Here is a 23,131-nt window from a genome sequence, read left to right as displayed (position 1 = left end):
TCGTCTTATCTATCAGGCAATAGGAATAGCGCAGTTTCCGGTGTCAAAGCCACAAAAAACCAGATCGCCATCAGTGATACCAGATACATTGTAGAGTACTTGAGCAACCGGAAATACGGCACCCCGGTCACGCCTGATGCAACGTAGAGGTTCAAACCATAAGGCGGTGTGATGAAGCCGATCGAGGCCCCCACGAGGAAGATCACCGAGAAGTGCACCGGATCGACCCCGACGCTGGCTGCAATCGGTGCCAGGATCGGCGCGAGGATGATCGTGACGGGCAGGGATTCCAGCACCATGCCCGAGACGAATACGATCAGCATCGCCGTCGCCAGTACCGCATAATAGCCGCCCATGGAGATCACGAAATCGCCAATCACCTGCTGTGCACCCAGCAGCGACAGGATCTGCTGCATCACTACGGAGATCGCGATAAGAGGTGCCAGAATTCCCGTGATCTGGGCAGAGCGAACCACGATGCCGGGGATTTGCGGGATGGTGAAGCCTTCCACCAGCAGCATTTCGGCGTAGCTCTTTTCCGTCCAGTCCTTGTCTGGCTTGATCCGGAAAAGGCGGCTCAGCGCCCAGCTCAAGAGACCTGCGATGACGCAGAAGCCCACCGTCACGCCAGCGGCTTCGGTTGGGGAGAACTTGCCGGTGTAGATGCCCCAGAGTACCAGACCGATGGCAAAGAACCCCAGCCAAGCGCCAAAGGCCATCTTCAGCACACGGGTGAGTTGCAGCGGGATCAGGTAGCCCCAGCCGTTGATCCGGCAGATCACCCAGCAGGCGAACTGCATGGCAAAGACCATCAGCGCGCCCGGAATGATACCGGCCACGAAGAGGTCCGAGATCGGCAGGTTCATCAAGAAGCCATAGACGATGAAGATGATCGAGGGCGGGATAATGATCCCGACCGTGCCGCCCGCCGCCGCCGTGGCCGCAGAGAAGCGCTCGTCATAGCCGCCCTTGACCATTTCAGGATGCAGCATCGACCCGATGGTGGCCGTGGTTGCGGAGTTCGACCCGGAGATCGCGGCAAAGAGCCCGCAAGCCCCCAGGGATGCCATCGCCAGACCGCCCCTGAGCCAACCCAGACAGGCGTAGGCAAAATCAGAGAGCCTTCGCGCAATGCCAGATTTGTTGATCAAGTCCCCGGTCAGAATAAAGAGCGGCATCGCCAGCAGGGCAAAACCCTTGTTGAAGACGTTCATCAGCTCGGCGCCCATATTGTCGAGCGTCAGACCCAGAACGAAGGAGCAGCCAATCACCCAATAGGCGATGACCAGAAGCACCGGCACACCCAACATAAAGAGCATGGTGACGGCCAGAGAGATAAGAGTAATCCAGGAACCATCAGCCATTACGCATCTCCCCCGATGACAGCTTGTTCGATGAGCGGCTCGCCGGAGCGGTATTTTCGCATGTCATCGGCAATGTTCTGAAAGGCGCGCCCGGCCATCAGAAGGGCCGCGAAGGGTGCGGTGATGAGGAACCACCATTGCATCGTGTTATCCGTGCCCAGCACGATCTGAAAGTTGGCGGCTGAGTTTGCCGTCAGTCGGCTGGTTGTGACAAAAAGGATGAGCGCAAAGCCGAACCACAAAAAGAAGTCGAGCCACAGGCAGGAAATCTGCCCGATCCGTGGCATCTTGGTGCGAAACTCCGAAAAGCTCAGGTGCGTACGTAGGCGTATGTTATAGGCCGCGCCAAACCATGCCATCACCATAAACAGGAACGGCGGGATCGTGGTGGACCAGGGCTGCTGGTTGTTAAAGACAAAGCGGTCCACAACACCCCAGAAAATGATGAAGGCAATCGCCAGATAAGAATACACCATGATCGTGCGTTCCAGATGACGCTCGACAAAGGGTAGTTTGCGATAAACAAGGGAGACCAGATATCCCCCTATCGCAACGGCAATGACGCCCAGATACCACTTGGCGTCCGAGCGCATCGAATTGGTGATCTCAAAGCTGTCCTGCGAAGCAAGCGCTGAGAGGATCGTTCCCATATCAGAAAGTATCGACAAACCCTGTCCCTCCCAAAGGTTTGGTCCACGCCCCGATTTGCACTGATGTGTTGCGTGCGGATATGCGCCCAGATCAGTTTTTCGCAGCTGCGGAAAAAATACCGGCCCCCCTTAGGGAACCGGCTGTTGATGTGTCAGCCTGTGGCTCAGGCCTTCCACCACCGGCGTGGCTCGACGTTTTCGGCCAGCGTGTGCGGGTTGTTGCGCACGTCGTTGTAGATGTCCTGGTAGGTGTCGATGCCACCGGCCCAGCCGTTGATCCGCTCGCGCCACTGTTCCCAGAGCTGGGGCTGGAACTCGGGCGAGCACATCTCTTCGGCTTTCTTGCGCTCTGCATCGGACAGCATCGCCATGCGCACGTTGTTCTCGGCAAAGATTGTGCCGGGAAGCTGCGGATCGGTTGCACCAACGGTGTTGACCAGGGCCGCTTCGTTGGCCGCCTGCACGTGCACCTGTGCGAGGTAGGACGATTCCATCACTGCGTCCTGCAAATCGCCGCCGAGGCTGTCAAAGACAGAGGCCGACATCGCTGTGTGCTCAGTACCGCAGAAGAAGCGCAGGTCAACGGATTGGCTGACCACGGGCGACATGTTGGCATATGCCACAGCCGAGGCCCATGTTTCCGCCCCATCGATCAGACCCTGCTTGAGGCCGTCGAGCGTTTCCTCCCAGGCGATCGGCACCGGGTTCAGGTTGAGAGCGTTCATCGCGATGCGGCCGAGCTGCGTGCCCGTGACGCGGTTCTTGGAGCCGAACAGCTCTTCGATGCTGGTGACGGTGGGCCGGTCTTCCCAGGCCAGACCGAGTTGGATGCCGCGCAACTCAGCGTGGCTGAACAGGAACTTCAGACCGTGACGCTGCTCGAAAGGCTCGCGCAGGATACGCTGCGATTCCGGGCTGTACATGAAATAGTACTGGTCCGCGCGGGACCGGAACATATACGCATAGTCCAGCACGTTCAGATAGGGTGCACCGCCGGCAGAGTTCTGCGTGGACGCCGAATACATGTCGACGATCCCCTGCTGCGTTTTCTCGACGCAGGAGAGCTGGTTACAGATCTGGTTGTTGCCGATGAATTCGACACGAATCTCACCGTCGGTCCGGCTTTCCAGATCGCGTGCGAACTCCAGAACACCGGCGCGTTCAATCAAGAGGTTTTGCGGGTTAAAGCCCGCGGCCCCCAACTTGAGGGTAAATTTGGCTTCTTTTGCAAAGCGCTTTTCGTAACTCGACTCAGCCGCGGCGGCCAGATTGGCGACGCTCATGGCCCCGCCGAAACTGCCTGCGGCCAGCAGCGTTGAACTCAGGCCATAACGGCCCGCAATCCGGAAAAGATCCCGGCGTGATATACCCTTGATATTGTTCTGTACTTTCATGTGTTCCTCCCTGAACGTCGATTATTGAGACTTATTGTCCCAAAAAACTCTAGTATGATTAATCGTTTTTGCATAGAGTTTTCTCATACTACATGGAGGTTGCGCGCGTGGAAGCAGATTTTATCGTCATTGGTGCAGGTTCTGCGGGATGTGTTCTTGCAAACCGACTGAGCGCAAACCCAAAGCACAAGGTGATCTTGCTCGAGGCCGGGGGCCGTGACCTGAACCCCTGGATCCATATTCCGGTCGGATACTTCAAAACAATCCATAATCCGGCCGTGGACTGGTGTTACAAAACGGAACCGGATCCCGGCCTGAACGGGCGATCCATTGAGTGGCCGCGCGGCAAGGTGCTGGGAGGCTCGTCCTCTCTGAACGGTCTTCTGTATGTGCGGGGACAGCCACAGGACTACGACCGGTGGCGCCAGATGGGGAACACCGGCTGGGGCTGGGACGATGTGCTGCCGCTCTTCAAACGGGCCGAGTGCAACGAGCGCGGCGCTGACGCGTATCACGGCGATCAGGGGCCACTGGCAGTGTCGAACATGCGCATCCAGCGTCCGATCACGGATGCCTGGGTCGCAGCAGCACAGGCGGCGGGCTATGCCTTTAACCCTGACTACAACGGCGCGGTTCAGGAAGGTGTCGGGTTTTTCCAGCTGACGGCCAAAAACGGGCGGCGATGCAGTTCGGCGGTGGCGTATCTCAAGCCTGCCAAAACGCGTCCGAACCTGACCATCATCACCCATGCGCAGGCAGACAGGATCGAGATTGCCGATGGCTGCGCCACGGGTGTGACCTATACCAATCGCAGCGGGCAGCAGCAGACGGTGACCGCACGCAGGGAGATTGTGCTCTGCGGGGGGGCGATCAATTCGCCCCAGCTCTTGATGTTGTCGGGCATTGGCGAGCCCGAGCAACTGGCGGCCAATGGGATCGAGGTGGTGAAATCCTTGCCGGGTGTCGGCAAGAACCTGCAAGACCACCTGCAGGCGCGCCTTGTCTACAAATGCAATGAACCCACGCTCAACGACGAGGTATCGAGCCTGATGGGACAGGCGCGGATCGGGCTGAAATACATCCTTTTCCGTGCAGGTCCCATGACCATGGCGGCAAGTCTTGCCACTGGCTTCCTCAAGACGCGCGATGATCTTGAGACGCCGGATATCCAGTTCCACGTGCAGCCGCTGTCGGCGGAGAATCCGGGGAAAGGGGCAGATAAGTTTTCCGCCTTCACCATGTCGGTTTGCCAATTGCGCCCTGAAAGCAAGGGCGAGATTCGCCTCGCGTCGTCGAACCCGCGCACCTACCCCAAGATCGTGCCGAACTACCTGTCGACGGAAACCGATTGCCGCACGATCGTCGCGGGCGTCAACATCGCCCGCAAGATTGCGCGTCATGCGCCGCTGACCTCCAAGATTTCGGAGGAGTATCGCCCGCACGCGGATCTCGATATGGAGGATTATGACGCCACGCTGGATTGGGCCCGCAGCAACACCGCCTCGATCTACCACCCCACGGGCACCTGCAAAATGGGCGATGATGCGGATGCCGTTGTGGACAGCAAGCTGCGGGTGCATGGCATCAAGGGGCTGCGGGTGGCGGATTGTTCGATCATGCCGGAAATCGTATCGGGCAACACCAATGCCCCTGCGATCATGATTGGCGAAAAAGCCTCCGATCTCGTGCTCGAAACGGTCTGACGCGCTTTTGATCCGGTTGGCGCGGTGGCGTTGACCGTGCGGCATTGTCTTTGCCCCCGTTTTTCATCAAGCTTGGGTCACCCCTTTTGCCCGAGCGACGTGCAAGGCGTTTTGGAGGATCAAAGCAGCACCCATGACCGTCAGGTTCTTTTCGACCAAAAACCGTGCGCCGCATCTGGGACCTTACCCGATGGAGCGTCTGGTGCGCGGTGACATGCCGGATTTGACACAGGTGCCCTCGATGCAACCGCTCGTGTTTCGTCGGGAGGATAACCCCTTGTCCATTGTGCCTGCCATGGCGGAATATCAGGCCACGATGGATGCGCTGCGCGACGGTTTGGTCAATCGCACCCGGGCGACCTGTCCGGATGATCCGGCGGAGCGGGCGGCCCACCTGAAATCCTTCGGCTATTTCTGCGATGCGTCGATGGTTGGCGCGGGGCCCCTGCCGGAAACGACCGTGCTGGCGCGGCCCCGGCGCAACCCGGATATCGACCGGCTGGCGCAGGAGTTGAAATCGAAACAGGTGAAGACGCTGGCATCGGGTATTGATACGATCATGGCCGACCTGCGCGACAGTATGGAAGCGCCGCCCACAACCATTGTGGATCACGCCCACGCGCTTGTCTTTCTCTACGAGATGCCGCGCGATCCGCGCCCGGATGAGCCCGGCTACGACTGGATCGAGGGGGCGCAGGCCCACCGCGCCTGTCTGCGCGCCTCCGAAACCGCTGTTGTGCTTGCGAACTACATCAGGTTGCTGGGCTGGGACGCCAAGGCCCATACGGCCACCAGCACGGATGTTGACCTGAACCGGTTGGCCGTGGCGGCGGGGCTTTGTGTCGTGGAAGACGGGCGTTTGCAGACCCCCTACCTTGGGGACCGGTTCGGGCTCGCAGTGGTTACCACGACACTGGAAATCGCGCACGACCGTCCACTGGCCCCGAGACCCGCGCAAACCGCCTGGGCCACCAATGCCCCTGCCTGGTGGCTGGGGGTGGGGACAGTGAAATCCGCGCTCAACCGCGATCCCTTTGCGCGGCGTGACTTTGCGTCGGGGCCCCATCCCTTCGAGACGCTCAAACGGGTGGAAACGCCCACAACCTATATCGATGAAGCGCGGGTGGCGCGGGTGCCAAAGCGCACGGATATGTTTGCCCGCGCCCAGTTCGGCGATATGGGCAAGGCCGTTCAGTCGGCAGCGGCGGGCGGATACTATGCCCGTAAATCAGCGCCCTCCATGGCGCAGCGCCGCATGCTGGGGGCGCTGATCCTGTTTCAGGACGGGCCGTCTGCCAGGCCAAAACACGCAGGCACCCCCGAAGAGAACGCCGCCGCAATCAAGGCTGCGAGTTATTTTCTGGGGGTCGATGCGGTGGGGCTCAGCCGCTGCCCGGATTGGACCTGGTACAGCCATGATGCCACCGGCGCGCCGATCACGCCACCGCACGATCAGGCCATCAGCATGATCATCGACCAGGGTTTCGAGACGATGGAGGGCGCATCGGGTGATGACTGGATCAGCGTGGCACAGTCGATGCGCGCCTACCTGCGCTTCTCGCTGCTCGGCGGGGTAATCGCCAGCCATATCCGGCGGCTGGGATACAAGGCCAAGGCCCACACCGTGATGGACGGCGAAGTCCTGCAGCCGCCCTTGCTGCTGCTCTCTGGTCTGGGGGAGGTCAGCCGCATCGGCGAGGTCATCCTGAACCCGTTTCTGGGGCCCCGCCTGAAATCGGGGGTCGTCACCACGGACATGCCGATGGCCCACGACAAGCCCATCGATTTCGGGCTGCAGCGCTTTTGCGAAAGCTGCAATAAATGCGCTCGGGAGTGCCCTTCAGGGGCGATTTCCGCCGGTCCGAAACTGATGTTCAACGGCTATGAGATCTGGAAATCGGACAGCCAGAAATGTGCCACCTACCGCATCACCACGTCCGGCGGGTCGATGTGCGGACGCTGCATGAAGACCTGCCCGTGGAACCTCGAAGGTCTCTTTGCGGAAAAGCCCTTTCGCCGGGTGGCCATGACGATCCCGCAGGCGGCCCCGGTGCTGGCGCGTCTTGACGACAGGCTGGGGAACGGCGGTCTCAAACCGATCAAGAAGTGGTGGTGGGACATCGAGCTTTATGAGGACGGCGGATACCACCCCGCCCGCGCGCCGGTAAATGCCCGTGATCTGCAAACCGATCTCGATCTGAGGTACGAAGACCAGACACTTGCGGTCTACCCCGCACCTTTGGCACCGCCGCCCTGGCCGTACCCCTTTGCGATGGATCGTGAGGCGGGCATCAAGGCCTACCGCGAGATGATCGCCGCGCCCGAATACCGGCGCCGCCGGGCCGCGGGTGAGACAGGAGACTGGGATCACACCTACCAGCCCTCAACCGATAACCCTGTCGTGCAGGTTGAAATCGAAGCGGCGGAGGTGCTGACGGATAAGGTCACGCGTTACACATTCCGGGCGGTGGAGGGCACGGAACTGCCTGTCTGGGAGGCGGGTGCACATATTGATATCGTGGTGACCCCGGACCTGCTGCGCCAGTATTCCCTGATGGGCGACCCGGCGGACCGGCGCAGCTACCAGATCGCGGTGCTGCGGGAAGAGGCGGGCAAAGGCGGCTCCGCCATGCTCCACCGCCTCTTTGAAGTGGGGCGCAAGGTCTTTGTGTCCAAACCGATCAATCACTTCCCGCTGCATGCGGAGGCCACCCGCAGTTTTCTGATGGGCGGCGGGATCGGGGTGACGCCCATGATCGCGATGGCGCACAGGCTCTCCCAACAGGGGGCCCACTTTGTGCTGCACTATTCGGTCTCCACGCGCGCGGAAGGGGCCTTTATCCCGGCGTTGCAGGGCATGCCGTGGTCTGATCGCGTAAAACTGCATGTATCCGACGAAGGCGGACGCGCCGATCTGGGTGACATCTTCCAGGACCACAGGGCGGGGGACCATGTCTATACCTGCGGGCCCGATCCCTACATGGCGGCCGTGCTGCGTGCGGCAGAGCGTGCAGGCTTTCCGCCGGACGCGCGGCATCTGGAGTATTTCTCCGTTCCCGATGCACCGGACTATGAAAACCACCCCTTCACAGTGGTGCTGCGCAATGGCCAGCGCGTGCCGGTCGAGGCCAGCCAGTCCGCAGCCGAGGCGCTGATCGCGGCAGGTGTGCCTGTCGATCTGAAATGTTCTGACGGGCTGTGCGGTGTCTGCAAGTGCGCGGTCTTGTCCGGCAGGGTCGAACACCGCGATTTTGTGCTCTCCGCAGCGCAGCGCCAAGGTGCGATGATCCTCTGCCAATCGCGCGCGGCTGAACCCGGTGGCGAGATCGCGCTCGATTTGCCACAAGAGACCTGACGCTTGCGTCTTGTCGCCAAAGAGAGGCGACTGCGAGGAAATCGGCCACCGTTGCTCAGGGCCCGCGATACTTATCCACAGATGCAAAATTTCGCTCACGTGACCCTTCACTCTTGGGGTACCATTTTTGGAAAGGGAATCGCTGCAGTCCGGGGGGACGATATGAAGCACTATACCTTGAACGACGTTTCGCCAGCGGCTGGAGTCTTGGTCCTTGAGCAGGCGGAGGTGCCGCCTTTTGTGAGAAAATGCGTGCAAGACCGCTCGCTGAGCACCCTGGTGTCAGAGCTGAATGATGCCCTGCTTTTCGGCACCGCCGAGCAAAAGGAAGAGGCAGGTAAAGCCTTGAACCATCTGGGTTTTCTTTAAATTCTCAGGCCGGACCGACCAGATCAAACCGCCGGATGAGGTGAAACATCCCATCCGGTGCCTCAGCGGCGAGGCTGAGGCTCGTTATCGAAAAAGGCTTGGGCAGGCAGGGCGCGAAATGTGACTTGGCCGCCCGGGCTGCCGCCTGTCTTGAGGATCTGTCCAATGGCCCGGTAAGGGTCATGTGGAACCGAAACGATTCCATCGCATGCGGGTACCCCCACCGCTCCAGATTTTGTCGTAACTGCGGTGTCATCTTCGGCTTTGTTTTCCTTTGCCTTTCGGCCTCGGTGAGGGGGGCGCGGAACCGGTCAAGGTCTGTCACACAGCGCGCAGCCAGGACTTTGAGCGCCGAAGGGTCGCCCAGGGGCGTGAGTGCCAGAAAGGACCCAAGGCGGCTCACCTCCAGCCCTGCAAGCACCACCGGTGAGAGCTTTGCACAAAGGGCGCTGACCGCGTCCTCCAGCTCTTGCGGTGTGGTTCCACTGGCAAGCGTAAAAGGCGCTTTCAGAGTTGCGTGAAAGCCGTATCTCCGGGGGCGCGACACCAGAGAAAGATCAGGCTCGCCAAGAGCTTCCCCTTTGTCGATGTCCCAGCCAAGCCAGCTTGCACCCGCCGTCGCAAAGGGTCCGGGGGAGGGGGTGTAATAAAGACCGTAGCGGGTGTAATTCACAAACCTGTCCCTTGGGTCGGATCGGGCGCACCCTAACGCAGGACCATCCGCGGACACCATCCCCTGATCGCCCCCGGCCCGAACAAGCCCACCCTGCATGCTGTGGACGCACAGCCGATCTGCCATCAGAACCACCGCCATCAGGTCGGCCCCTTGCCATTCCGCCAATGCTCTGGGCAGATTGCGGCAACACAGCTCAACGAAAGGACGCCGCCCATGCGTGCGATGCAAGTCACCGAACTCGGCCAGCCCCTGCGTCTGCAGGACGTTCCAAAGCCCACGGCAGGCGCCGGTCAAGTGGTGGTCAAGGTCCATACCTGTGGTCTGAACTTTGGCGATTTGCTCATCATCAAGGGCACCTATCAGGAAAAACCGGACCTGCCATTCACCCTCGGCATGGAGCTTTGCGGGACCGTGACGGAGGTGGGGGACGGCGTGAGCACGCTCGTCGTTGGCCAAAGGGTCGCGGCCTATTGCGGCTTTGACGCGCTGGCGGATTATGCCGCCATTTCCGCCGATATCTGCGTGCCGATCCCGGAGGTCATGACCGATGAACATGCGGCGGCCTTTCTGATTACCTATGGCACCAGCCATGTGGCGCTGGATTACAAAGCGCATTTAAAGCCTGCGGAGCGGTTGCTGGTGCTGGGGGCTTCCGGGGGGGTCGGTTTGACGGCGGTTGAGTTGGGCAAACTGATGGGGGCGGAGGTCATTGCCGTGGCCCGCGGGGCGGACAAGCTCGCGGTGGCAAAAGCGGCCGGGGCGGACCACCTCATTAATTCGGAGAGCGATGACATCCGCGCGGATGTCAAGGCGCTGGGCGGCGCGGATGTGGTCTATGACCCGATTGGCGGCGATCAGTTCAAGGCCGCCTTGCGTGCCTGCCGGCCCGAAGCGCGTCTGATCCCGCTGGGGTTTGCAAGCGGAGAGGTGCCACAAATCCCGGCCAACCATCTTCTGGTAAAGAACCTCACGGTGATCGGTTTTTACTGGGGCGGATACACACGGGTGAACCCCAAGGTCCTGACGGATAGTTTCGCGGTGCTGATCGACTGGTATGCGGCGGGCAAACTCAAACCCCATGTCAGCAAAGTGCTGCCGCTTGACCAGGCAAACGCGGCGCTCGATCTGCTGCGCACCCGGCAGGCGACGGGCAAGGTCGTGGTGCGGATTGACTAGGGCACAAGGGCGCTGGTGATGCAGGTCTTCGAGGCGATCATCCGCGATCGCGGGTCCAAATATGCAGTCTCGGGGGGCGTTTGCCGATCCGAGGGTGAGGCCAAATCCTTCATCCAGACGCTCAAGCGCCGCAAGAAATTCGCCAGGGCGACACATCATTCCTGGGCGCTTCTGACCCCGGACGGTGCGTTGAAGGGTGATGACGGCGAGGCTGGCGCGGGCGCGGTGATCCTGCGGATGCTGGAGCGGGAGGGCCTGCAGGATGAAATCGTCGTGGTGACGCGCTGGTATGGCGGCAAACATCTTGGCGGCGACCGCTTTCGTCACCTGCAGGACGCGGTGCGCTACTATCTTGGTCACCGCTCCGGCTAGCTGCGGCGTTTGACCGGCGCACGGGCAAGGATGCGCGATTTGCCCCGTTCGCGCCAAAATACAAAAAGCCCTGAGCTGAGGATCAGCGCGATACCGGCCCAGACCTCCCAGACCGGCAGTTCGGCAAAGATGGCCCAGCCCCAAAAGACAGCCAGCGGCAGGCCAATGTATTCAAACGGGGCGACCGTTGCGGCATCGGCAAGACGGTAGGCCTGGCTGAGGCAATAGCCGATGATCGCAGCATTGACGCCCATCCCGATCAGCCCCCACCAGTCTGCAGCACCCGGCCATACCCAGGCGCGCAGCAGGAACTGCAGCGAGGGGTTGTCGACCCCCTGCGCAAAGCGCCCGTCCCCCGCCACAAGGTAGAATATGACCGACACTACGATGAAGGCACCGTGACTATAAAAAGCCAGTGCAGAGGCCTTGCTCTCGAACCCCAGTTTGCGGGTCATCAACTGGTTAAAGGCATACATCAGCGCGGCAAAAACCGGCAGCAGCAAGACAAGGCGCGAGGCCTGCAGGTTTGCATCATCCGCCCAATGCCGCTGCATGATGACCACCCCCAGAAAGCCGACAATCACGGCGGTCATGCGCATCGCCCCGACTCTTTCGCCGAGGATCGGAATGGAAAGCACGGTGATAAACAGCGGCGCTGCAAAGAAAAGAGCGGTTGCATCCGCCAGCGGTAACGCTGCGAGGGCGGCAAAATAGCTCATGTTTGCGGTGACGATCAGCAAACCCCGGAGGGTGTGCAAAATAGGCTGACGGGTTTTCAGAATGCGCCAGCCGCCTTCCATCTGCACCAGCAGCAGCGTAAAGGCCAATCCAATGGCAGACCGCAGGAAAACGATCTGGTGCAAGGGATACGCCCCCGACAGCTCTTTGATCAGCATGTCATTGACTGAAATCGCCAGAACGCCGCCCAGGACAAACAGAATGCCCAGGGTTGGTCGGTTATGTGGTTGCGCGCCCATGCCCCAGCCCTAGCACGCGGCCTGGACCTGTCGAGCCCAGATACGACATCGGCCCTGATCTGCTGCCGCACAGGCGGCGCGGGTCTTTGTGCATTTCTGCTCTGTCCTTCTGGGCCGCGCGGATTTATCCATTGGACGAAGGGGCAGGGAGACCACAGAATGTCAGCAATCCTGGAGATAGAGAGCCTGCGCAAAGTCTACGCGGATGGGTTCGAAGCGCTCAAAGACGTGAACCTTGAGATCAAGACAGGAGAGATTGTTGCCCTGCTTGGGCCCAACGGCGCCGGCAAGACCACTTTGATATCGACAGTATGCGGCATTACGCAGGCGAGTGCGGGTCATGTGCGGGTCGGTGGCTACGATATCCTGCGCGACTTTCGCCAGGCCCGCAGCATGATCGGTCTGGTCCCGCAGGAGATCAACCTTGAACCCTTTGAGAAGGTCATCAGCACCGTGCAGTTTTCCCGTGGTTTGTTCGGCAAGCCGCGCGATGATGCCAAGACCGAGCAGATCCTGCGGCAGCTGTCGCTCTGGGACAAGCGTGACAGCCAGGTGCGGGAACTGTCCGGTGGGATGAAACGGCGCGTGCTGATTGCCAAGGCGCTCAGCCATGAGCCAAAGCTTCTGTTTCTGGACGAGCCCACTGCCGGGGTCGATGTGGAACTGCGCAAGGACATGTGGGAAATCGTGGCCGGGCTGAAAGCTGCAGGTGTCACCATCGTGCTGACGACGCATTACATCGAAGAAGCCGAAGCCATCGCGGACCGGGTCGGTGTGATTGCCAAGGGTGAGATGCTGTTGATCGAGGAAAAGGCACGGCTGATGGACAGGATGGGTCAGAAGCAGCTCGAAGTGCAGCTCTCCGCGCCCATCACGGAGATTCCGGCAGCCCTAGAGACCTACGCGCTGAGCTTGAGCGAAGACGGGTGCGCTCTGACCTATTCCTACGATACCCGGCGTGAACGCACCGGCATCACCAAGCTGCTCTCGGATGTTTCGGCGGCCGGGCTGGTGCTGCGTGATGTTGTCACCCGGCAAAGCAGTCTGGAAGACATCTTCGTCGGTCTTGTGCACGCCGGAGAGGAGGATGCGACATGAACCTCACGGCTGTTCGCGCGATCTTCAAGTTTGAAATGGCACGGTTTTTCCGTACCATCGCGCAAAGTCTGATCTCTCCGGTTTTGTCCACATCACTTTACTTCGTGGTCTTCGGCGCGGCCATCGGCAGCCGGATCGAAGAAGTCGAGGGCATCAGCTATGGGGCCTTCATCGTGCCGGGTCTCATCATGTTGTCGGTCATTACGCAGGCGATTTCAAACGCCTCTTTCGGGATCTATTTTCCCAAATTCATCGGCACCACATACGAGCTGCTCTCGGCCCCGGTCAGCTTTCTTGAAATCGTGGCGGGCTATGTCGGGGCAGCGGCGACCAAGGCGATGTTTATCGGCGTCATCATCCTGGCCACATCTTTCGTCTTTGTGGACATTCAGATCGCTCACCCCGTGGCGATGGTGCTGTTTTTGATCCTCACCTGTCTGAGTTTTTCACTCCTCGGCTTCATTATCGGTATCTGGGCCAGCAATTTCGAGCAGCTGCAACTTGTGCCTTTGCTGGTGGTCACCCCCTTGGTTTTTCTTGGGGGATCGTTTTATTCAATCACCATGCTGCCGCCCATTTGGCAGACAATTTCACTTTTCAACCCAGTCGTCTATCTGATCTCGGGTTTTCGGTGGTCGTTTTTTGGCAGCGCGGATGTGCCCATCGGCCTGTCTTTGTTGGCGATTGCGGCCTTTACCGTGTTCTGCCTTGCGGTGATCTGGTGGATTTTTAAAACCGGCTGGCGGCTCCGGCAATAAAGGCGCAGGATGAAATCTCTTGCCCTCCGCGCCTTGTTTGCGCGGTACCCCCAATCTACATGAGCACACATGAAACGCTGGATACCCTTTCTCAAATCCGATCCGACCGTCGCAGTGATCCGCCTCGCGGGCGTCATCAGTGCATCTGGTCGCGGTGTGCTGAACAACGCAAGCCTCGCGCCTGTCATCGAAAAAGCCTTTGTGCGCGGGAAGCCTGCTGCCGTGGTGCTGGAGGTCAATTCTCCGGGCGGCAGCCCGGTTCAGTCGTCGCTCATCGGTGCCCGTATCCGGCGGCTCGCCGAAGAAAAAGAGGTACCTGTCATCGCCTTTGTCGAGGATGTGGCAGCCTCCGGTGGGTATTGGCTCGCGGCGGCAGCGGATGAGATCTATGCCGACGACAGTTCGGTGGTCGGGTCCATCGGGGTGATTTCAGCGTCTTTCGGTGCCCATGAATTTCTGACGCGACAGGGCATTGAGCGCCGGGTCTATACGGCAGGAAAGTCCAAGTCGATGCTTGATCCTTTTCGGCCCGAAAACGCCGAGGACGTTGCGCGGCTGAAAGGGCTGCTGGAGGACATCCACACGAACTTCAAGCACCACATCTCGACCCGGCGGGGCGGTAAATTGCCCGAGGATCAGGATCTCTTCACCGGCGAGATATGGCTGGCCCGGCGGGCGGTCGAATTGGGGCTGATCGACGGGATTGGGCATCTCAAGCCAATGATGAAAGAACGGTTTGGCGACAAGGTGAAGTTCCGTCGCTACAGCGTGCGCAAGCCCTTCCTGTCCCGCTTTGGCGCACGGGTTTTCGATGACGCCCTGCACGCCGTTGAAGAGCGCAGCGCCTTTGCGCAGTTCGGCTTGTAGGGCATGATTTTCAAGATCGTCACGCTTTTTCTGGTCATCATGGGCGTGTTGGCCATGTTCGGCAAGATGCATTGGCTGGGCGGCAAACGCCTGGCGTCCGCCAAATGCAAGGCCTGTGGCCGCTACCGGATCGGGCGGGGCCCCTGCGGCTGCGGCAAGAGCGGTGACAGCTCATGACGCCTTGGCTGCTGTCGGGCCTCGGGCTTCTGATCTTGCTGCTCGCCGGAGACTCTCTGGTCAGAGGGGCGGTGAACCTCAGCTTGCGACTGGGCGTGCCGGCGTTGATTGTCAGCCTTACAATCGTGGCTTTCGGCACCTCCGCGCCAGAGTTGCTGATCTCGGTTCAGGCGATCCTTGACGATGCGCCGGGGTTGGCCCTTGGGAATGTTGTTGGCTCGAACACCGCCAATATCCTGCTGGTGCTGGGCGTGCCCGCGCTGCTTGCGACGATGCACACCTCCGAATGCAACTCTCGCAAGACCTACATTTACATGATCCTGGCGTCGTTCCTTTTCATCGGTCTGGCGTTCCGCGGGGTCTTTGACTGGTACGCCGGGATTATTCTGCTGACGGCTCTGGCCGCTGTGCTGGGGGATGCTTTTCGGGATGCCCATCTGCACCGCAAAGCCGGTCAGGAGAACCCCGGCGACGAGGAAGAACCCGAAGGCGCCGATCCCAGTTTGCCGATGTGGCGTATCCTGATTTTCCTGGTATTGGGCCTTGTCGGTCTGCCGCTGGGCGCGAACCTTCTGGTCGAGAACGCAACGGTCATTGCAAAGCAATATGGTGTGTCCGACACGGTCATCGGGCTGACGCTGGTGGCGATCGGAACGTCCCTGCCGGAGCTTGCGACAACGGTCATGGCAGCCTTGCGGCGTCAGGCGGATGTGGCGCTGGGGAATGTCATCGGGTCGAATATGTTCAACCTTCTGGCCATCATCGGGATTGCAACTCTGGTTGGCCCGATCCATGTCGATCCGGAGTTCCTTCGGCTGGATCTTTGGGTGATGTTGGGCGCCTCCATTCTGCTGTTCCCGTTTGTGTTTTTGAAATGGAATATCACGCGGTTCTGGGGCGTGCTCTTGTCTGCGCTTTATGTGGCCTATCTGGTCTTCTTGTTGGTGTGACAAGCAGCGGGAGACGCCAAGTATGACGAGAGCTTTGGTAACCGGCGCGGGCCATCGGCTGGGTCAGGCGATGGCGGTTTATCTGGCCAAGCGCGGCTATGACGTGGCGGTCCATTATGCATCGTCCAAAGAGGGTGCGGATGAAACTGTCGCGCTTGTTCACGAGGCCGGCGGACGCGCGGTCTCGCTTCAGGCCGATTTGCTGGACGATGCGCAAACCGAAAAGCTCTTTGCCCAAGCAAGAGAGGGCCTTGGCGGCGATATCACCTGTCTGGTCAACAATGCGTCGATCTTTGAACATGACACGGTGCACTCCGCGACGCGGGCGCTTTGGGATCGCCATATGCAAAGCAATTTGCGCGCCCCTTTCGTGCTCACGCAGGCCATGGCGGCCCAAGGTCTGGAGGCCAAAACAGACGAGCGCGGCGAGCCTCTGGCCAGCGGTGTCATCGTGAACATGATCGACCAGCGTGTGCGCAAACTGACGCCCGAGTTCATGACCTATACGATTGCCAAGATGGGCCTCTGGGCGATGACGAAAACCACGGCGCAGGGCCTTGCCCCGGCCATCCGTGTCAATGCCATCGGCCCCGGGCCAACTCTTCAGGGCGGCAGGCAATCCTCAGCCCATTTTGCAAAGCAGCGGGCCAATACGGTGCTGGAGCGCGGCGCGAATCCACAGGACATCACGGCTGCTTTGGGCTTCATCCTCGATGCGCCTTCCGTGACGGGTCAATTGCTCTGTATCGACGGCGGACAACACCTGTGCTGGCAGACACCGGACGTCCTTGGGGTTGAATAACCGCGCGCCCGGCTAAAGTTTTGCACTGCACCTTTCGCTGTCACAAAAGCGTTACGAAAATGTCTTTATTTTCAGAGCCTTGAACAACCCAAAAGAAAGTTTTGAATGAAATCAAGGCGTTGCAAACACGCCTAAAAAACAGGCAAATCTTGGAAATCCTGCGAATACAAGGAAAAATTCCCGCTGGCGGCAAGTTATCATCAGAGTTGTCCACAGCTTTGGTGGACACCTTAAGGCTTGCAGCTACCCACGCTACAGTGCAGCCAGCCTGGGAATCATGTAAAGCACCCTATGACCGATTTGACAGAAACTCACCCTGAACGTGCAACGCACGGATATGAGGTTATCCAAGGTTATCTGAAGACCTTGGACACGTCGCCCGGCGTTTACCGCATGCTCGATGCTGAGAGCCGTGTGCTCTACGTGGGAAAGGCCCGCAATCTGCGGGCGCGGGTCTCGAATTACGCCCGGCCCTCGGGTCATTCGCCGCGTATTGCGCGCATGATTTCCATGACCGCGTCGATGATGTTTCTGACCACAAAGACAGAAACCGAAGCGCTGCTTCTTGAGCAGAACCTCATCAAACAGCTCAAACCGAAATTCAACGTTTTGCTGCGGGACGACAAGAGCTTTCCCAACATTCTCGTCACGGCGACCCATGCGTTTCCGCAGATCAAAAAGCACCGTGGGGCAAAGAAGGAAAAAGGCAGCTATTATGGCCCCTTCGCTTCTGCTGGCGCGGTGAACCGGACGCTGAACCAGTTGCAGCGGGTTTTTTTGCTGCGGGATTGTTCGGATGCGATGTTTGAGAGCCGCACACGGCCCTGCCTGCAATATCAGATCAAACGGTGCTCAGCGCCCTGCGTGGGCAAGATTGCCCCCGAGGAATATCGCCAGACCGTCAAAGATGCCGAGAAATTCCTGACCGGGAAGACCACCGATATTCAGGCGCGGCTGGCTGCGGAGATGACGGCCGCCTCCGAGGCGATGGAGTTTGAACGCGCCGCTGCCCTGCGCGACAGGATCAAGGCACTGACGCAGGTGCAGACCGCACAGGGCATCAACCCCAAGGGGGTCTCGGAGGCAGATATCGTCGCCCTCCACCTGGAAAACGGCCAGGCCTGCGTGCAGGTGTTTTTCATCCGCGCCAATCAGAACTGGGGCAACCGGGATTACTACCCCCGTGTGGGGCCCGACGTGGATGCGGCAGAGGCGCTCGAAGCCTTTCTGGGGCAGTTCTACGATACCCGAGAACCGCCCCGTCAGATCATTCTGAGCAACGAGATCGAGAACCCCGATCTGATGGCGGAGGCCCTATCCGGGAAACTCGGTCTCAAGGTCGATCTGGTGGTGCCGCAGCGGGGCGAAAAGGCCGAGTTGATTGACGGGGCGCTGCGCAATGCGCGCGAGTCGCTGGCGCGCAAGATGGCCGAAACGGCGACGCAGGCACGGCTGATGAAAGGGCTTGCGGAGGCCTTTGACTTGCCCGCGCCGCCCAAGCGGATCGAGGTCTACGACAACTCGCATATTCAGGGCGCTTTTGCCGTCGGGGCGATGATCGTCGCGGGGGCCGAGGGCTTCATGAAGAACCAGTACCGCAAATTCAATATCAAGGGCGACGATCTGACCCCCGGCGATGACTTTGGCATGATGAAGGAGGTGCTGACCCGCCGCTTCAAGCGTCTCATCAAGGAAGACCCCGGCCGCACGGAGGGGCACTGGCCGGATTTGCTGCTGATTGACGGCGGCGCCGGGCAGGTGAGCGCTGTGGCCTCGATCATGCGCGAATACGGCGTCGAGGATATCCCGATGATCGGTGTCGCCAAAGGTCTTGAGCGCGATGCCGGCAAGGAGGAATTCCACCGGGTGGGCAAACGTCCCTTTGCCCTGCGCCACAATGATCCGGTGCTTTACTACGTGCAGCGGATGCGGGATGAGGCGCACCGCTTTGCCATCGGCACCCACCGGGCCAAACGGGCAAAAGCGGTGGGCGCAACCCCGCTGGATGAGGTGCCGGGCGTGGGGGCGGCCCGCAAACGCGCGCTGCTGGCGCATTTTGGATCTGCCAAGGCCGTGGCGCGCGCCAATCTCAACGATCTCAAGGCGGTGGACGGTGTCTCGGGCGCGCTGGCTGAAAAGATCTATGACTTCTTTCACGACCGCGGCTGATGGTGGCCGAGTGGCGATGCACGATACTCCGCGCAGGCCCGCCGGTCAGCGGGTCGCGTCAGGTTTCGCCCGGATGAACGCTTGCCGCTTTCGCCCGCAAATCGGGCGATGTAAGGTACGCGCATGCGAATGACTTTGCCTAATGTTCTGACCATCATCCGTCTGCTCGCGGCCCCCCTCGTCGCGGTGATGTTTCTTTATTTCGAACGGCCCTATGCCGATTGGTTCGCGCTGGTGCTCTTTGTCACGGCGGCGATCACAGACTGGTTTGACGGCTATCTCGCGCGGGCGTGGAAGCAGGAAACCAAGCTGGGCACCATGCTCGATCCCATCGCGGATAAGGCAATGGTTGTCATCGCCCTGATGGTCATCATCGGCTTTTCCAGTTGGTCCCCCTGGCTTGTACTGCCCGCCACGGTCATTCTGTTTCGCGAGGTCTTCGTGTCGGGGCTGCGCGAGTTTCTGGGCGAGACCGCCGGCACACTCAAGGTCACCAAGCTGGCAAAATGGAAGACAACCTGTCAGATGATTGCCATCGCTGTGCTCTTTTCCCATGGCGTGTTTGAACACTATCTTGGCATGTCGGCCTGGGGCATGGATCAGGCGATGGTTGATGCGGTCTTTGCGGGGACTGTGCCCGACCTGCAGGGCTTGCGCTGGAAACATGCCGCGATGGAATGGGCCGGGACCATCGGGATGTGGCTGCTTTGGCTTGCCGCGACCCTGACACTGCTGACAGGTGTGGATTATCTGATGAAAGCCATGCCGTTTCTGAAGGACGAGAAATCATGAATGTGCTTTATTTCGCCTGGGTGCGGGAGAGGATCGGCGTACCGAGTGAAAGTGTCGAGACCCAAGCCGCCACCGTGAATGACCTTGTGGAGGAGCTGCGCGCGCGCGAGGATCGCTACGCGGCGGCCTTTGCCGATACCTCTGCGCTGCGGGTGGCGGTTGATCAGGAGCTCACGGATTTCGACGCCCCGCTCGCCGGGGTGAAAGAAGTGGCCTTTTTCCCGCCAATGACAGGGGGATAGGACGTGCGGATCATTGTGCAGGAGGCGCCGTTTGATTTTGGTCAGCAGGCGCAGGCGTTTGCCTCCGGGCGTCAGAACATGGGCGCGATTGTCACCTTTACCGGTGTCGTGCGCGATGATGCGTCCGGGGCGCTGACGGCGATGGAGATTGAACATTACCCCGGCATGACCGAAGCGGCGCTGACCGCGATCGCCAATGACGCCTGCGCGCGCTGGTCGCTGGGGGATGTGCTGATCCTTCACCGGTATGGACGGCTGACACCCGGCGAGATGATCATGATGGTCGCGACCGCCGCGCGGCATCGCAGGGACGCTTTCGAGGCGGCGGAGTTTCTGATGGATTACCTTAAGTCGCGCGCGCCGTTCTGGAAGCGCGAAGTCACGGCAGAGGGGGCCTCATGGGTGGCGGCAAAAGATGAGGATGAAGCCGCACTCGACCGCTGGTAAGGTCTGAAACGGGCGTTGATCCAAATCATATCGTACGCCCATGCCGTTCTTTATTGTCCTTCTATCAAAGGAAAGGGAGAGACTAAAATGTTCAAGACGATTTGTGTAGGGTACGACGGATCAGAACCCTCCGACAACGCGGTACGGATGGCCTGTGACCTGGCGGAAAAGTACAATTCATCAGTCCATATTGTGCACACCCCGCATCCCGAGACCGTCACCTTCGCCTTGGGCGCGGTTGCAGGATATCACGTTGCGACCACCATGCCGTCATCGGAAGAAACCGCGAAAGCAGCGGCGATCATGCTCGAAAAGGCAAAGGCAACGGCTGCGGACGCAGGTCAGGCGTCTGTCACGGCACATATTGGCGAAGGTGAGGCTGCGCAGTCTTTGATCGATTATGCAAAAGAGGTCGATTCAGACCTGATTGTGACGGGCCGTCGGGGCTTGGGTAATCTGTCGGCGCTTGTGCTGGGCAGCACATCCCAAAGTGTCGGGCATCTGGCAAGCTGTGCACATCTGACCGTCAAATAGCACGCTAGCCGGCGTGTTTCTGGCGCGACAGATGCGCCCTGAGTTCTTCTGCTTCGTGGCGCGCGTCACGAAGCCCATCCATCGCGGCGCGTAGCTCTGCCTCTGTCTGGGCGAGCTGATTTGTCAGTTCCGCCTCGCGCTGCTGCAGGTAGGTGATCGCCTGATCGCGCGTTTCTTCGGCTTCATGCAATTCCTGGCTCATCCGATCCAGCTGCGCCACATCGTCGGCGGCCACGCGTGAAAAGCGATGGACCAGCCAGTTGGCGAACCATCCTAGACAGAATGCGACAAAAAGCATGATCGCGGTCGCCACCACAAACTGCGGGCTGGTCATTGCATGTTCCTTTCGTGCCGACCAAAAGTCGCTGTTATTGGTCTTCTGTCCCTGTATCACTGTTTTCAGCGATGCTTTCCAGAGCAGAGTCGCCTTCCGGGATACTTGGTTCCGGTCGGATCAGGCGGAATTCGATGCGGCGGTTCGCTTCGCGGCCCGCTTCTGTGTCGTTGTCTGCAATCGGGTTGGCCTCACCATAGCCTTTCGCGACAAAGCCGCTGGTCAGCACCCGGCGGGCGCGCAGTTCGTTCAGGACTGATTCTGCTCGCGCCTGGCTCAGCGACAGGTTCATTTCCTCGCGGCCCTGGCTGTCGGTGTGTCCTTGGACCTCGATGCGCAGGTCGCCGCACTCCTGCAGCAGTTCCGCAATCTGGTCCATCGAGCTCAGGGCACTCTCGTCAATGGTTGCGGAACCGGGCTCAAAGCTGATCTTGCCGCCCGCGACGATGGCCGCAATGCGGGCTTCACATTCGTCAGCCGTCGGTTTGGCGGCCACCGGGTCCAGCGCTTCGACATAGCTGACGTCAATCTCGAACGCGCCACCATTGCCCAGTTTATCCACCATCAGCCGCGAGATCACCTCATTTGCCGCCGGGTTGCCGGACCGCCCCGACAGCAAGACCTGCTCCGGGGTGACGGTGACCGCGCCGTTGTTGAGATAGCCCAGGGCCTCGATCCCCGTCAGCACCCGCGACGACCAATCTCCCGGCAGATCCGGGACGATCCGTGTTGCGGTGTAGACATTGTCATAGCCGAATTTCGCCTTGGCAAAACTATCGGCGGCGTCGCGCATGACTTCCCCTGCAATCCGGCCCCTGAGCTGCACTTGCCCCTCAGGGCTGAGGGTGGCGACGAATTCCGGTGGCCCCACGGCGTCATCCTGCGAGACGGGGAGATCGGCCTTAAGGGCAAAGACGTCCGGCAGATTGTTCTCCAGCTCTCCCACAACGCGGTCAAAGAGGGCTGCATCCGTGCCCTCGGCAGCGGCGAGGGTAATATCCGCGTCCGAGAAGGTGACCGTGCCCTGCCCGATCTGAGCCAGGGCGTCTATCGACTGTTCGGCGGCCTCGGCCCAGTTCGGGCTGGGCACGCCCATGCCCACGGTGCAGCGCCCCAGCCCACTGAGGCCCGCACGGAACGCAGCGTCCAGAATGCGGGATTTGCTGGCCTCGGTATCCGCTGAGCAGGCGTCAAAGCGAACGCCGGCCTCATCCATCACAAACCGCAGGGTGAAAGGGGTTATGACCGGCCGTGGCGCGGTTATGTTGAGAGAGACCCGCAAGGCGGGCGGGGCACTGCGGCGCAGCCGCGCCTCCATCTCCGCCTTGTCCTCTTCGCTGTCGGCAATTGCGGTGATCTCGACCCGTCCGGCGTCGACCGAAGCTTTGGCGCGCGGCAGGTCCTGTATGGCGTTGGTGGCAAAGGCTAAGGCGTCCTCCCAGCCGCTTGGGGCAGGGTAGTCTGCGGTCTCAAGCAGGTCCGTCACCGGCAGGTCGCTCATGTCGGCAAAGCCTTCGATAATGGCGGCGCGGTCGCTGCTGGCCGGGATCAGCCCGATGATTGACAGACCGGATGTATTGCGCAGCACTTCGGCGGAGAAACGGGGCGCCTCCAAACCGGCTTCCGCCGTGACATCCATCTCATCAATCACGCGTGCTGCGTCCACCATCGAGCCGGCAAGGCTCAGCGCGCGAAAGCGCAGCGCTTCGGTCGGCGCGGTCCCGGCCATGATGACACGCAGCCCGTCTGCCTGAACCTCGGCCCAGGTCAGCCCGTTTCGATCCAGGATATAACGGACTTCGGTCTCTGTCTTGTCTTCGATCAGCTGCACGGAAAAACTTGCGGCCAGTAGGGAAACGCCACCGGCAATGGCAAAGGCACTGGCAACAAGATGAAGACGGGACAGGGGCATGGCACTCTGAAAC

23 protein-coding genes are annotated in these 23,131 nt (G+C 60.3%); 16 read left to right on the top strand and 7 right to left on the bottom strand.

The features are described from left to right. Positions 1 to 5: 5 nt before the first annotated feature. The 3 genes from H7847_RS13990 to H7847_RS13980 all read right to left on the bottom strand — a co-directional run bounded on the left by H7847_RS13990 (position 6) and on the right by H7847_RS13980 (position 3,408). Positions 6 to 1,364, bottom strand: a complete 1,359-nt coding sequence (locus H7847_RS13990) for a TRAP transporter large permease (protein WP_227270102.1) — start codon at positions 1,362 to 1,364, stop codon at positions 6 to 8. After that, positions 1,364 to 2,032 (bottom strand): TRAP transporter small permease, encoded by a 669-nt coding sequence (locus H7847_RS13985; protein ID WP_227270101.1) that lies wholly within the window; start codon positions 2,030 to 2,032, stop codon positions 1,364 to 1,366. The genes H7847_RS13990 and H7847_RS13985 overlap by 1 nt, the downstream gene beginning before the upstream one ends. A 146-nt stretch (positions 2,033 to 2,178) precedes the next feature. Then, positions 2,179 to 3,408 carry a TRAP transporter substrate-binding protein gene (locus H7847_RS13980; protein ID WP_227270100.1) on the bottom strand — a complete coding sequence of 410 codons (1,230 nt, stop codon included), beginning with the start codon at positions 3,406 to 3,408 and terminating at the stop codon, positions 2,179 to 2,181. Positions 3,409 to 3,500: 92 nt separating this feature from the next. On the opposite strand from H7847_RS13980, the gene H7847_RS13975 reads away from it, so the two are divergent. The 3 genes from H7847_RS13975 (at position 3,501) to H7847_RS13965 (ending at position 8,835) form a co-directional block, all read left to right on the top strand. Next, positions 3,501 to 5,111 carry a GMC family oxidoreductase gene (locus H7847_RS13975; protein WP_227270099.1) on the top strand — a complete coding sequence of 537 codons (1,611 nt, stop codon included), beginning with the start codon at positions 3,501 to 3,503 and terminating at the stop codon, positions 5,109 to 5,111. Between the two features lie 133 nt (positions 5,112 to 5,244). Further along, positions 5,245 to 8,466, top strand: coding sequence for a reductive dehalogenase (locus H7847_RS13970; RefSeq protein WP_227270098.1), 3,222 nt, complete (start codon positions 5,245 to 5,247; stop codon positions 8,464 to 8,466). 162 nt (positions 8,467 to 8,628) lie between these two features. Further along, positions 8,629 to 8,835 (top strand): hypothetical protein, encoded by a 207-nt coding sequence (locus H7847_RS13965; RefSeq protein ID WP_227270097.1) that lies wholly within the window; start codon positions 8,629 to 8,631, stop codon positions 8,833 to 8,835. A 4-nt stretch (positions 8,836 to 8,839) separates the two neighbouring features. Here the strand turns inward: H7847_RS13965 and H7847_RS13960 are convergent, their stop codons facing one another. Next, positions 8,840 to 9,649: a DUF1045 domain-containing protein gene (locus tag H7847_RS13960; protein WP_227270096.1), complete on the bottom strand. Its 810-nt coding sequence runs from the start codon at positions 9,647 to 9,649 to the stop codon at positions 8,840 to 8,842. Positions 9,650 to 9,724: 75 nt separating this feature from the next. On the opposite strand from H7847_RS13960, the gene H7847_RS13955 reads away from it, so the two are divergent. Both H7847_RS13955 and H7847_RS13950 read left to right on the top strand, forming a co-directional pair. Further along, positions 9,725 to 10,687 (top strand): NADPH:quinone oxidoreductase family protein, encoded by a 963-nt coding sequence (locus H7847_RS13955; protein ID WP_227270095.1) that lies wholly within the window; start codon positions 9,725 to 9,727, stop codon positions 10,685 to 10,687. Positions 10,688 to 10,705: 18 nt separating this feature from the next. Continuing rightward, a complete protein-coding gene (locus H7847_RS13950) occupies positions 10,706 to 11,059 on the top strand; it encodes a YigZ family protein (RefSeq protein WP_227270094.1) in 354 nt (117 codons plus the stop codon). Here H7847_RS13950 and H7847_RS13945 read toward each other — a convergent pair. Next, positions 11,056 to 12,036, bottom strand: coding sequence for a DMT family transporter (locus H7847_RS13945; RefSeq protein ID WP_227270093.1), 981 nt, complete (start codon positions 12,034 to 12,036; stop codon positions 11,056 to 11,058). The two genes, H7847_RS13950 and H7847_RS13945, sit on opposite strands and share 4 nt — an antisense overlap. Positions 12,037 to 12,195: 159 nt before the next feature. On the opposite strand from H7847_RS13945, the gene H7847_RS13940 reads away from it, so the two are divergent. The 11 genes from H7847_RS13940 (at position 12,196) to H7847_RS13890 (ending at position 20,872) form a co-directional block, all read left to right on the top strand. Beyond that, on the top strand, positions 12,196 to 13,134 hold the full coding sequence (locus tag H7847_RS13940) for an ABC transporter ATP-binding protein (RefSeq protein WP_227270092.1): 939 nt from the start codon (positions 12,196 to 12,198) through the stop codon (positions 13,132 to 13,134). Continuing rightward, the gene (locus H7847_RS13935) at positions 13,131 to 13,892 is read left to right on the top strand and encodes an ABC transporter permease (RefSeq protein WP_227270091.1); all 762 of its coding nucleotides are present in this window, start codon (positions 13,131 to 13,133) and stop codon (positions 13,890 to 13,892) included. Before H7847_RS13940 ends, H7847_RS13935 begins: the two co-directional genes overlap by 4 nt. A gap of 69 nt (positions 13,893 to 13,961) precedes the next feature. Beyond that, positions 13,962 to 14,759 (top strand): S49 family peptidase, encoded by a 798-nt coding sequence (locus H7847_RS13930; RefSeq protein ID WP_227270090.1) that lies wholly within the window; start codon positions 13,962 to 13,964, stop codon positions 14,757 to 14,759. Between the two features lie 3 nt (positions 14,760 to 14,762). Next, positions 14,763 to 14,936 (top strand): hypothetical protein, encoded by a 174-nt coding sequence (locus H7847_RS13925; RefSeq protein WP_227270089.1) that lies wholly within the window; start codon positions 14,763 to 14,765, stop codon positions 14,934 to 14,936. Next, positions 14,933 to 15,886 carry a calcium/sodium antiporter gene (locus H7847_RS13920; RefSeq protein ID WP_227270088.1) on the top strand — a complete coding sequence of 318 codons (954 nt, stop codon included), beginning with the start codon at positions 14,933 to 14,935 and terminating at the stop codon, positions 15,884 to 15,886. Before H7847_RS13925 ends, H7847_RS13920 begins: the two co-directional genes overlap by 4 nt. After that, on the top strand, positions 15,855 to 16,688 hold the full coding sequence (locus tag H7847_RS13915) for an SDR family oxidoreductase (protein WP_227270087.1): 834 nt from the start codon (positions 15,855 to 15,857) through the stop codon (positions 16,686 to 16,688). The genes H7847_RS13920 and H7847_RS13915 overlap by 32 nt, the downstream gene beginning before the upstream one ends. 291 nt (positions 16,689 to 16,979) lie before the next feature. Further along, positions 16,980 to 18,857 (top strand): excinuclease ABC subunit UvrC, encoded by a 1,878-nt coding sequence (gene uvrC / locus H7847_RS13910; RefSeq protein ID WP_227270086.1) that lies wholly within the window; start codon positions 16,980 to 16,982, stop codon positions 18,855 to 18,857. Between the two features lie 123 nt (positions 18,858 to 18,980). Then, the gene (gene pgsA / locus H7847_RS13905) at positions 18,981 to 19,649 is read left to right on the top strand and encodes a CDP-diacylglycerol--glycerol-3-phosphate 3-phosphatidyltransferase (RefSeq protein ID WP_227270085.1); all 669 of its coding nucleotides are present in this window, start codon (positions 18,981 to 18,983) and stop codon (positions 19,647 to 19,649) included. Further along, a complete protein-coding gene (gene moaD, locus H7847_RS13900) occupies positions 19,646 to 19,891 on the top strand; it encodes a molybdopterin converting factor subunit 1 (RefSeq protein WP_227270084.1) in 246 nt (81 codons plus the stop codon). Before pgsA ends, moaD begins: the two co-directional genes overlap by 4 nt. Before the next feature lie 3 nt (positions 19,892 to 19,894). Next, positions 19,895 to 20,338, top strand: a complete 444-nt coding sequence (locus H7847_RS13895) for a molybdenum cofactor biosynthesis protein MoaE (protein WP_227270083.1) — start codon at positions 19,895 to 19,897, stop codon at positions 20,336 to 20,338. 87 nt (positions 20,339 to 20,425) lie between these two features. Next, positions 20,426 to 20,872: a universal stress protein gene (locus H7847_RS13890; RefSeq protein ID WP_227270082.1), complete on the top strand. Its 447-nt coding sequence runs from the start codon at positions 20,426 to 20,428 to the stop codon at positions 20,870 to 20,872. Positions 20,873 to 20,876: 4 nt separating this feature from the next. Here the strand turns inward: H7847_RS13890 and H7847_RS13885 are convergent, their stop codons facing one another. Next, a complete protein-coding gene (locus H7847_RS13885) occupies positions 20,877 to 21,206 on the bottom strand; it encodes a hypothetical protein (protein ID WP_227270081.1) in 330 nt (109 codons plus the stop codon). Between the two features lie 34 nt (positions 21,207 to 21,240). Beyond that, a complete protein-coding gene (locus H7847_RS13880; RefSeq protein ID WP_227270080.1) occupies positions 21,241 to 23,118 on the bottom strand; it encodes an OmpA family protein in 1,878 nt (625 codons plus the stop codon). Between the last annotated feature and the right edge of the window lie 13 nt (positions 23,119 to 23,131).

This window comes from Roseobacter weihaiensis (assembly GCF_020622345.1).
Lineage (GTDB): Bacteria > Pseudomonadota > Alphaproteobacteria > Rhodobacterales > Rhodobacteraceae > Roseobacter > Roseobacter weihaiensis.
Note: the sequence above shows the minus strand (reverse complement) of the source record. Positions and strands in the feature narration are given on the sequence as shown.

Bases quoted from the DNA above. Each gene is read 5' to 3' on its own strand.
- H7847_RS13980 (WP_227270100.1), bottom strand. From the start codon at position 3,408: ATGAAAGTACAGAACAATATCAAGGGTATATCACGCCGGGATCTTTTC.
- moaD (WP_227270084.1), top strand. From the start codon at position 19,646: ATGAATGTGCTTTATTTCGCCTGGGTGCGGGAGAGGATCGGCGTACCG.
- H7847_RS13965 (WP_227270097.1), top strand. From the start codon at position 8,629: ATGAAGCACTATACCTTGAACGACGTTTCGCCAGCGGCTGGAGTCTTG.
- H7847_RS13885 (WP_227270081.1), bottom strand. From the start codon at position 21,206: ATGACCAGCCCGCAGTTTGTGGTGGCGACCGCGATCATGCTTTTTGTC.
- H7847_RS13975 (WP_227270099.1), top strand. From the start codon at position 3,501: ATGGAGGTTGCGCGCGTGGAAGCAGATTTTATCGTCATTGGTGCAGGT.
- H7847_RS13990 (WP_227270102.1), bottom strand. From the start codon at position 1,364: ATGGCTGATGGTTCCTGGATTACTCTTATCTCTCTGGCCGTCACCATG.
- H7847_RS13950 (WP_227270094.1), top strand. From the start codon at position 10,706: ATGCAGGTCTTCGAGGCGATCATCCGCGATCGCGGGTCCAAATATGCA.
- H7847_RS13920 (WP_227270088.1), top strand. From the start codon at position 14,933: ATGACGCCTTGGCTGCTGTCGGGCCTCGGGCTTCTGATCTTGCTGCTC.
- H7847_RS13925 (WP_227270089.1), top strand. From the start codon at position 14,763: ATGATTTTCAAGATCGTCACGCTTTTTCTGGTCATCATGGGCGTGTTG.
- uvrC (WP_227270086.1), top strand. From the start codon at position 16,980: ATGACCGATTTGACAGAAACTCACCCTGAACGTGCAACGCACGGATAT.
- H7847_RS13960 (WP_227270096.1), bottom strand. From the start codon at position 9,649: ATGGCGGTGGTTCTGATGGCAGATCGGCTGTGCGTCCACAGCATGCAG.
- H7847_RS13890 (WP_227270082.1), top strand. From the start codon at position 20,426: ATGTTCAAGACGATTTGTGTAGGGTACGACGGATCAGAACCCTCCGAC.
- pgsA (WP_227270085.1), top strand. From the start codon at position 18,981: ATGCGAATGACTTTGCCTAATGTTCTGACCATCATCCGTCTGCTCGCG.
- H7847_RS13970 (WP_227270098.1), top strand. From the start codon at position 5,245: ATGACCGTCAGGTTCTTTTCGACCAAAAACCGTGCGCCGCATCTGGGA.
- H7847_RS13915 (WP_227270087.1), top strand. From the start codon at position 15,855: ATGTGGCCTATCTGGTCTTCTTGTTGGTGTGACAAGCAGCGGGAGACG.
- H7847_RS13935 (WP_227270091.1), top strand. From the start codon at position 13,131: ATGAACCTCACGGCTGTTCGCGCGATCTTCAAGTTTGAAATGGCACGG.
- H7847_RS13940 (WP_227270092.1), top strand. From the start codon at position 12,196: ATGTCAGCAATCCTGGAGATAGAGAGCCTGCGCAAAGTCTACGCGGAT.
- H7847_RS13955 (WP_227270095.1), top strand. From the start codon at position 9,725: ATGCGTGCGATGCAAGTCACCGAACTCGGCCAGCCCCTGCGTCTGCAG.
- H7847_RS13880 (WP_227270080.1), bottom strand. From the start codon at position 23,118: ATGCCCCTGTCCCGTCTTCATCTTGTTGCCAGTGCCTTTGCCATTGCC.
- H7847_RS13930 (WP_227270090.1), top strand. From the start codon at position 13,962: ATGAAACGCTGGATACCCTTTCTCAAATCCGATCCGACCGTCGCAGTG.
- H7847_RS13945 (WP_227270093.1), bottom strand. From the start codon at position 12,036: ATGGGCGCGCAACCACATAACCGACCAACCCTGGGCATTCTGTTTGTC.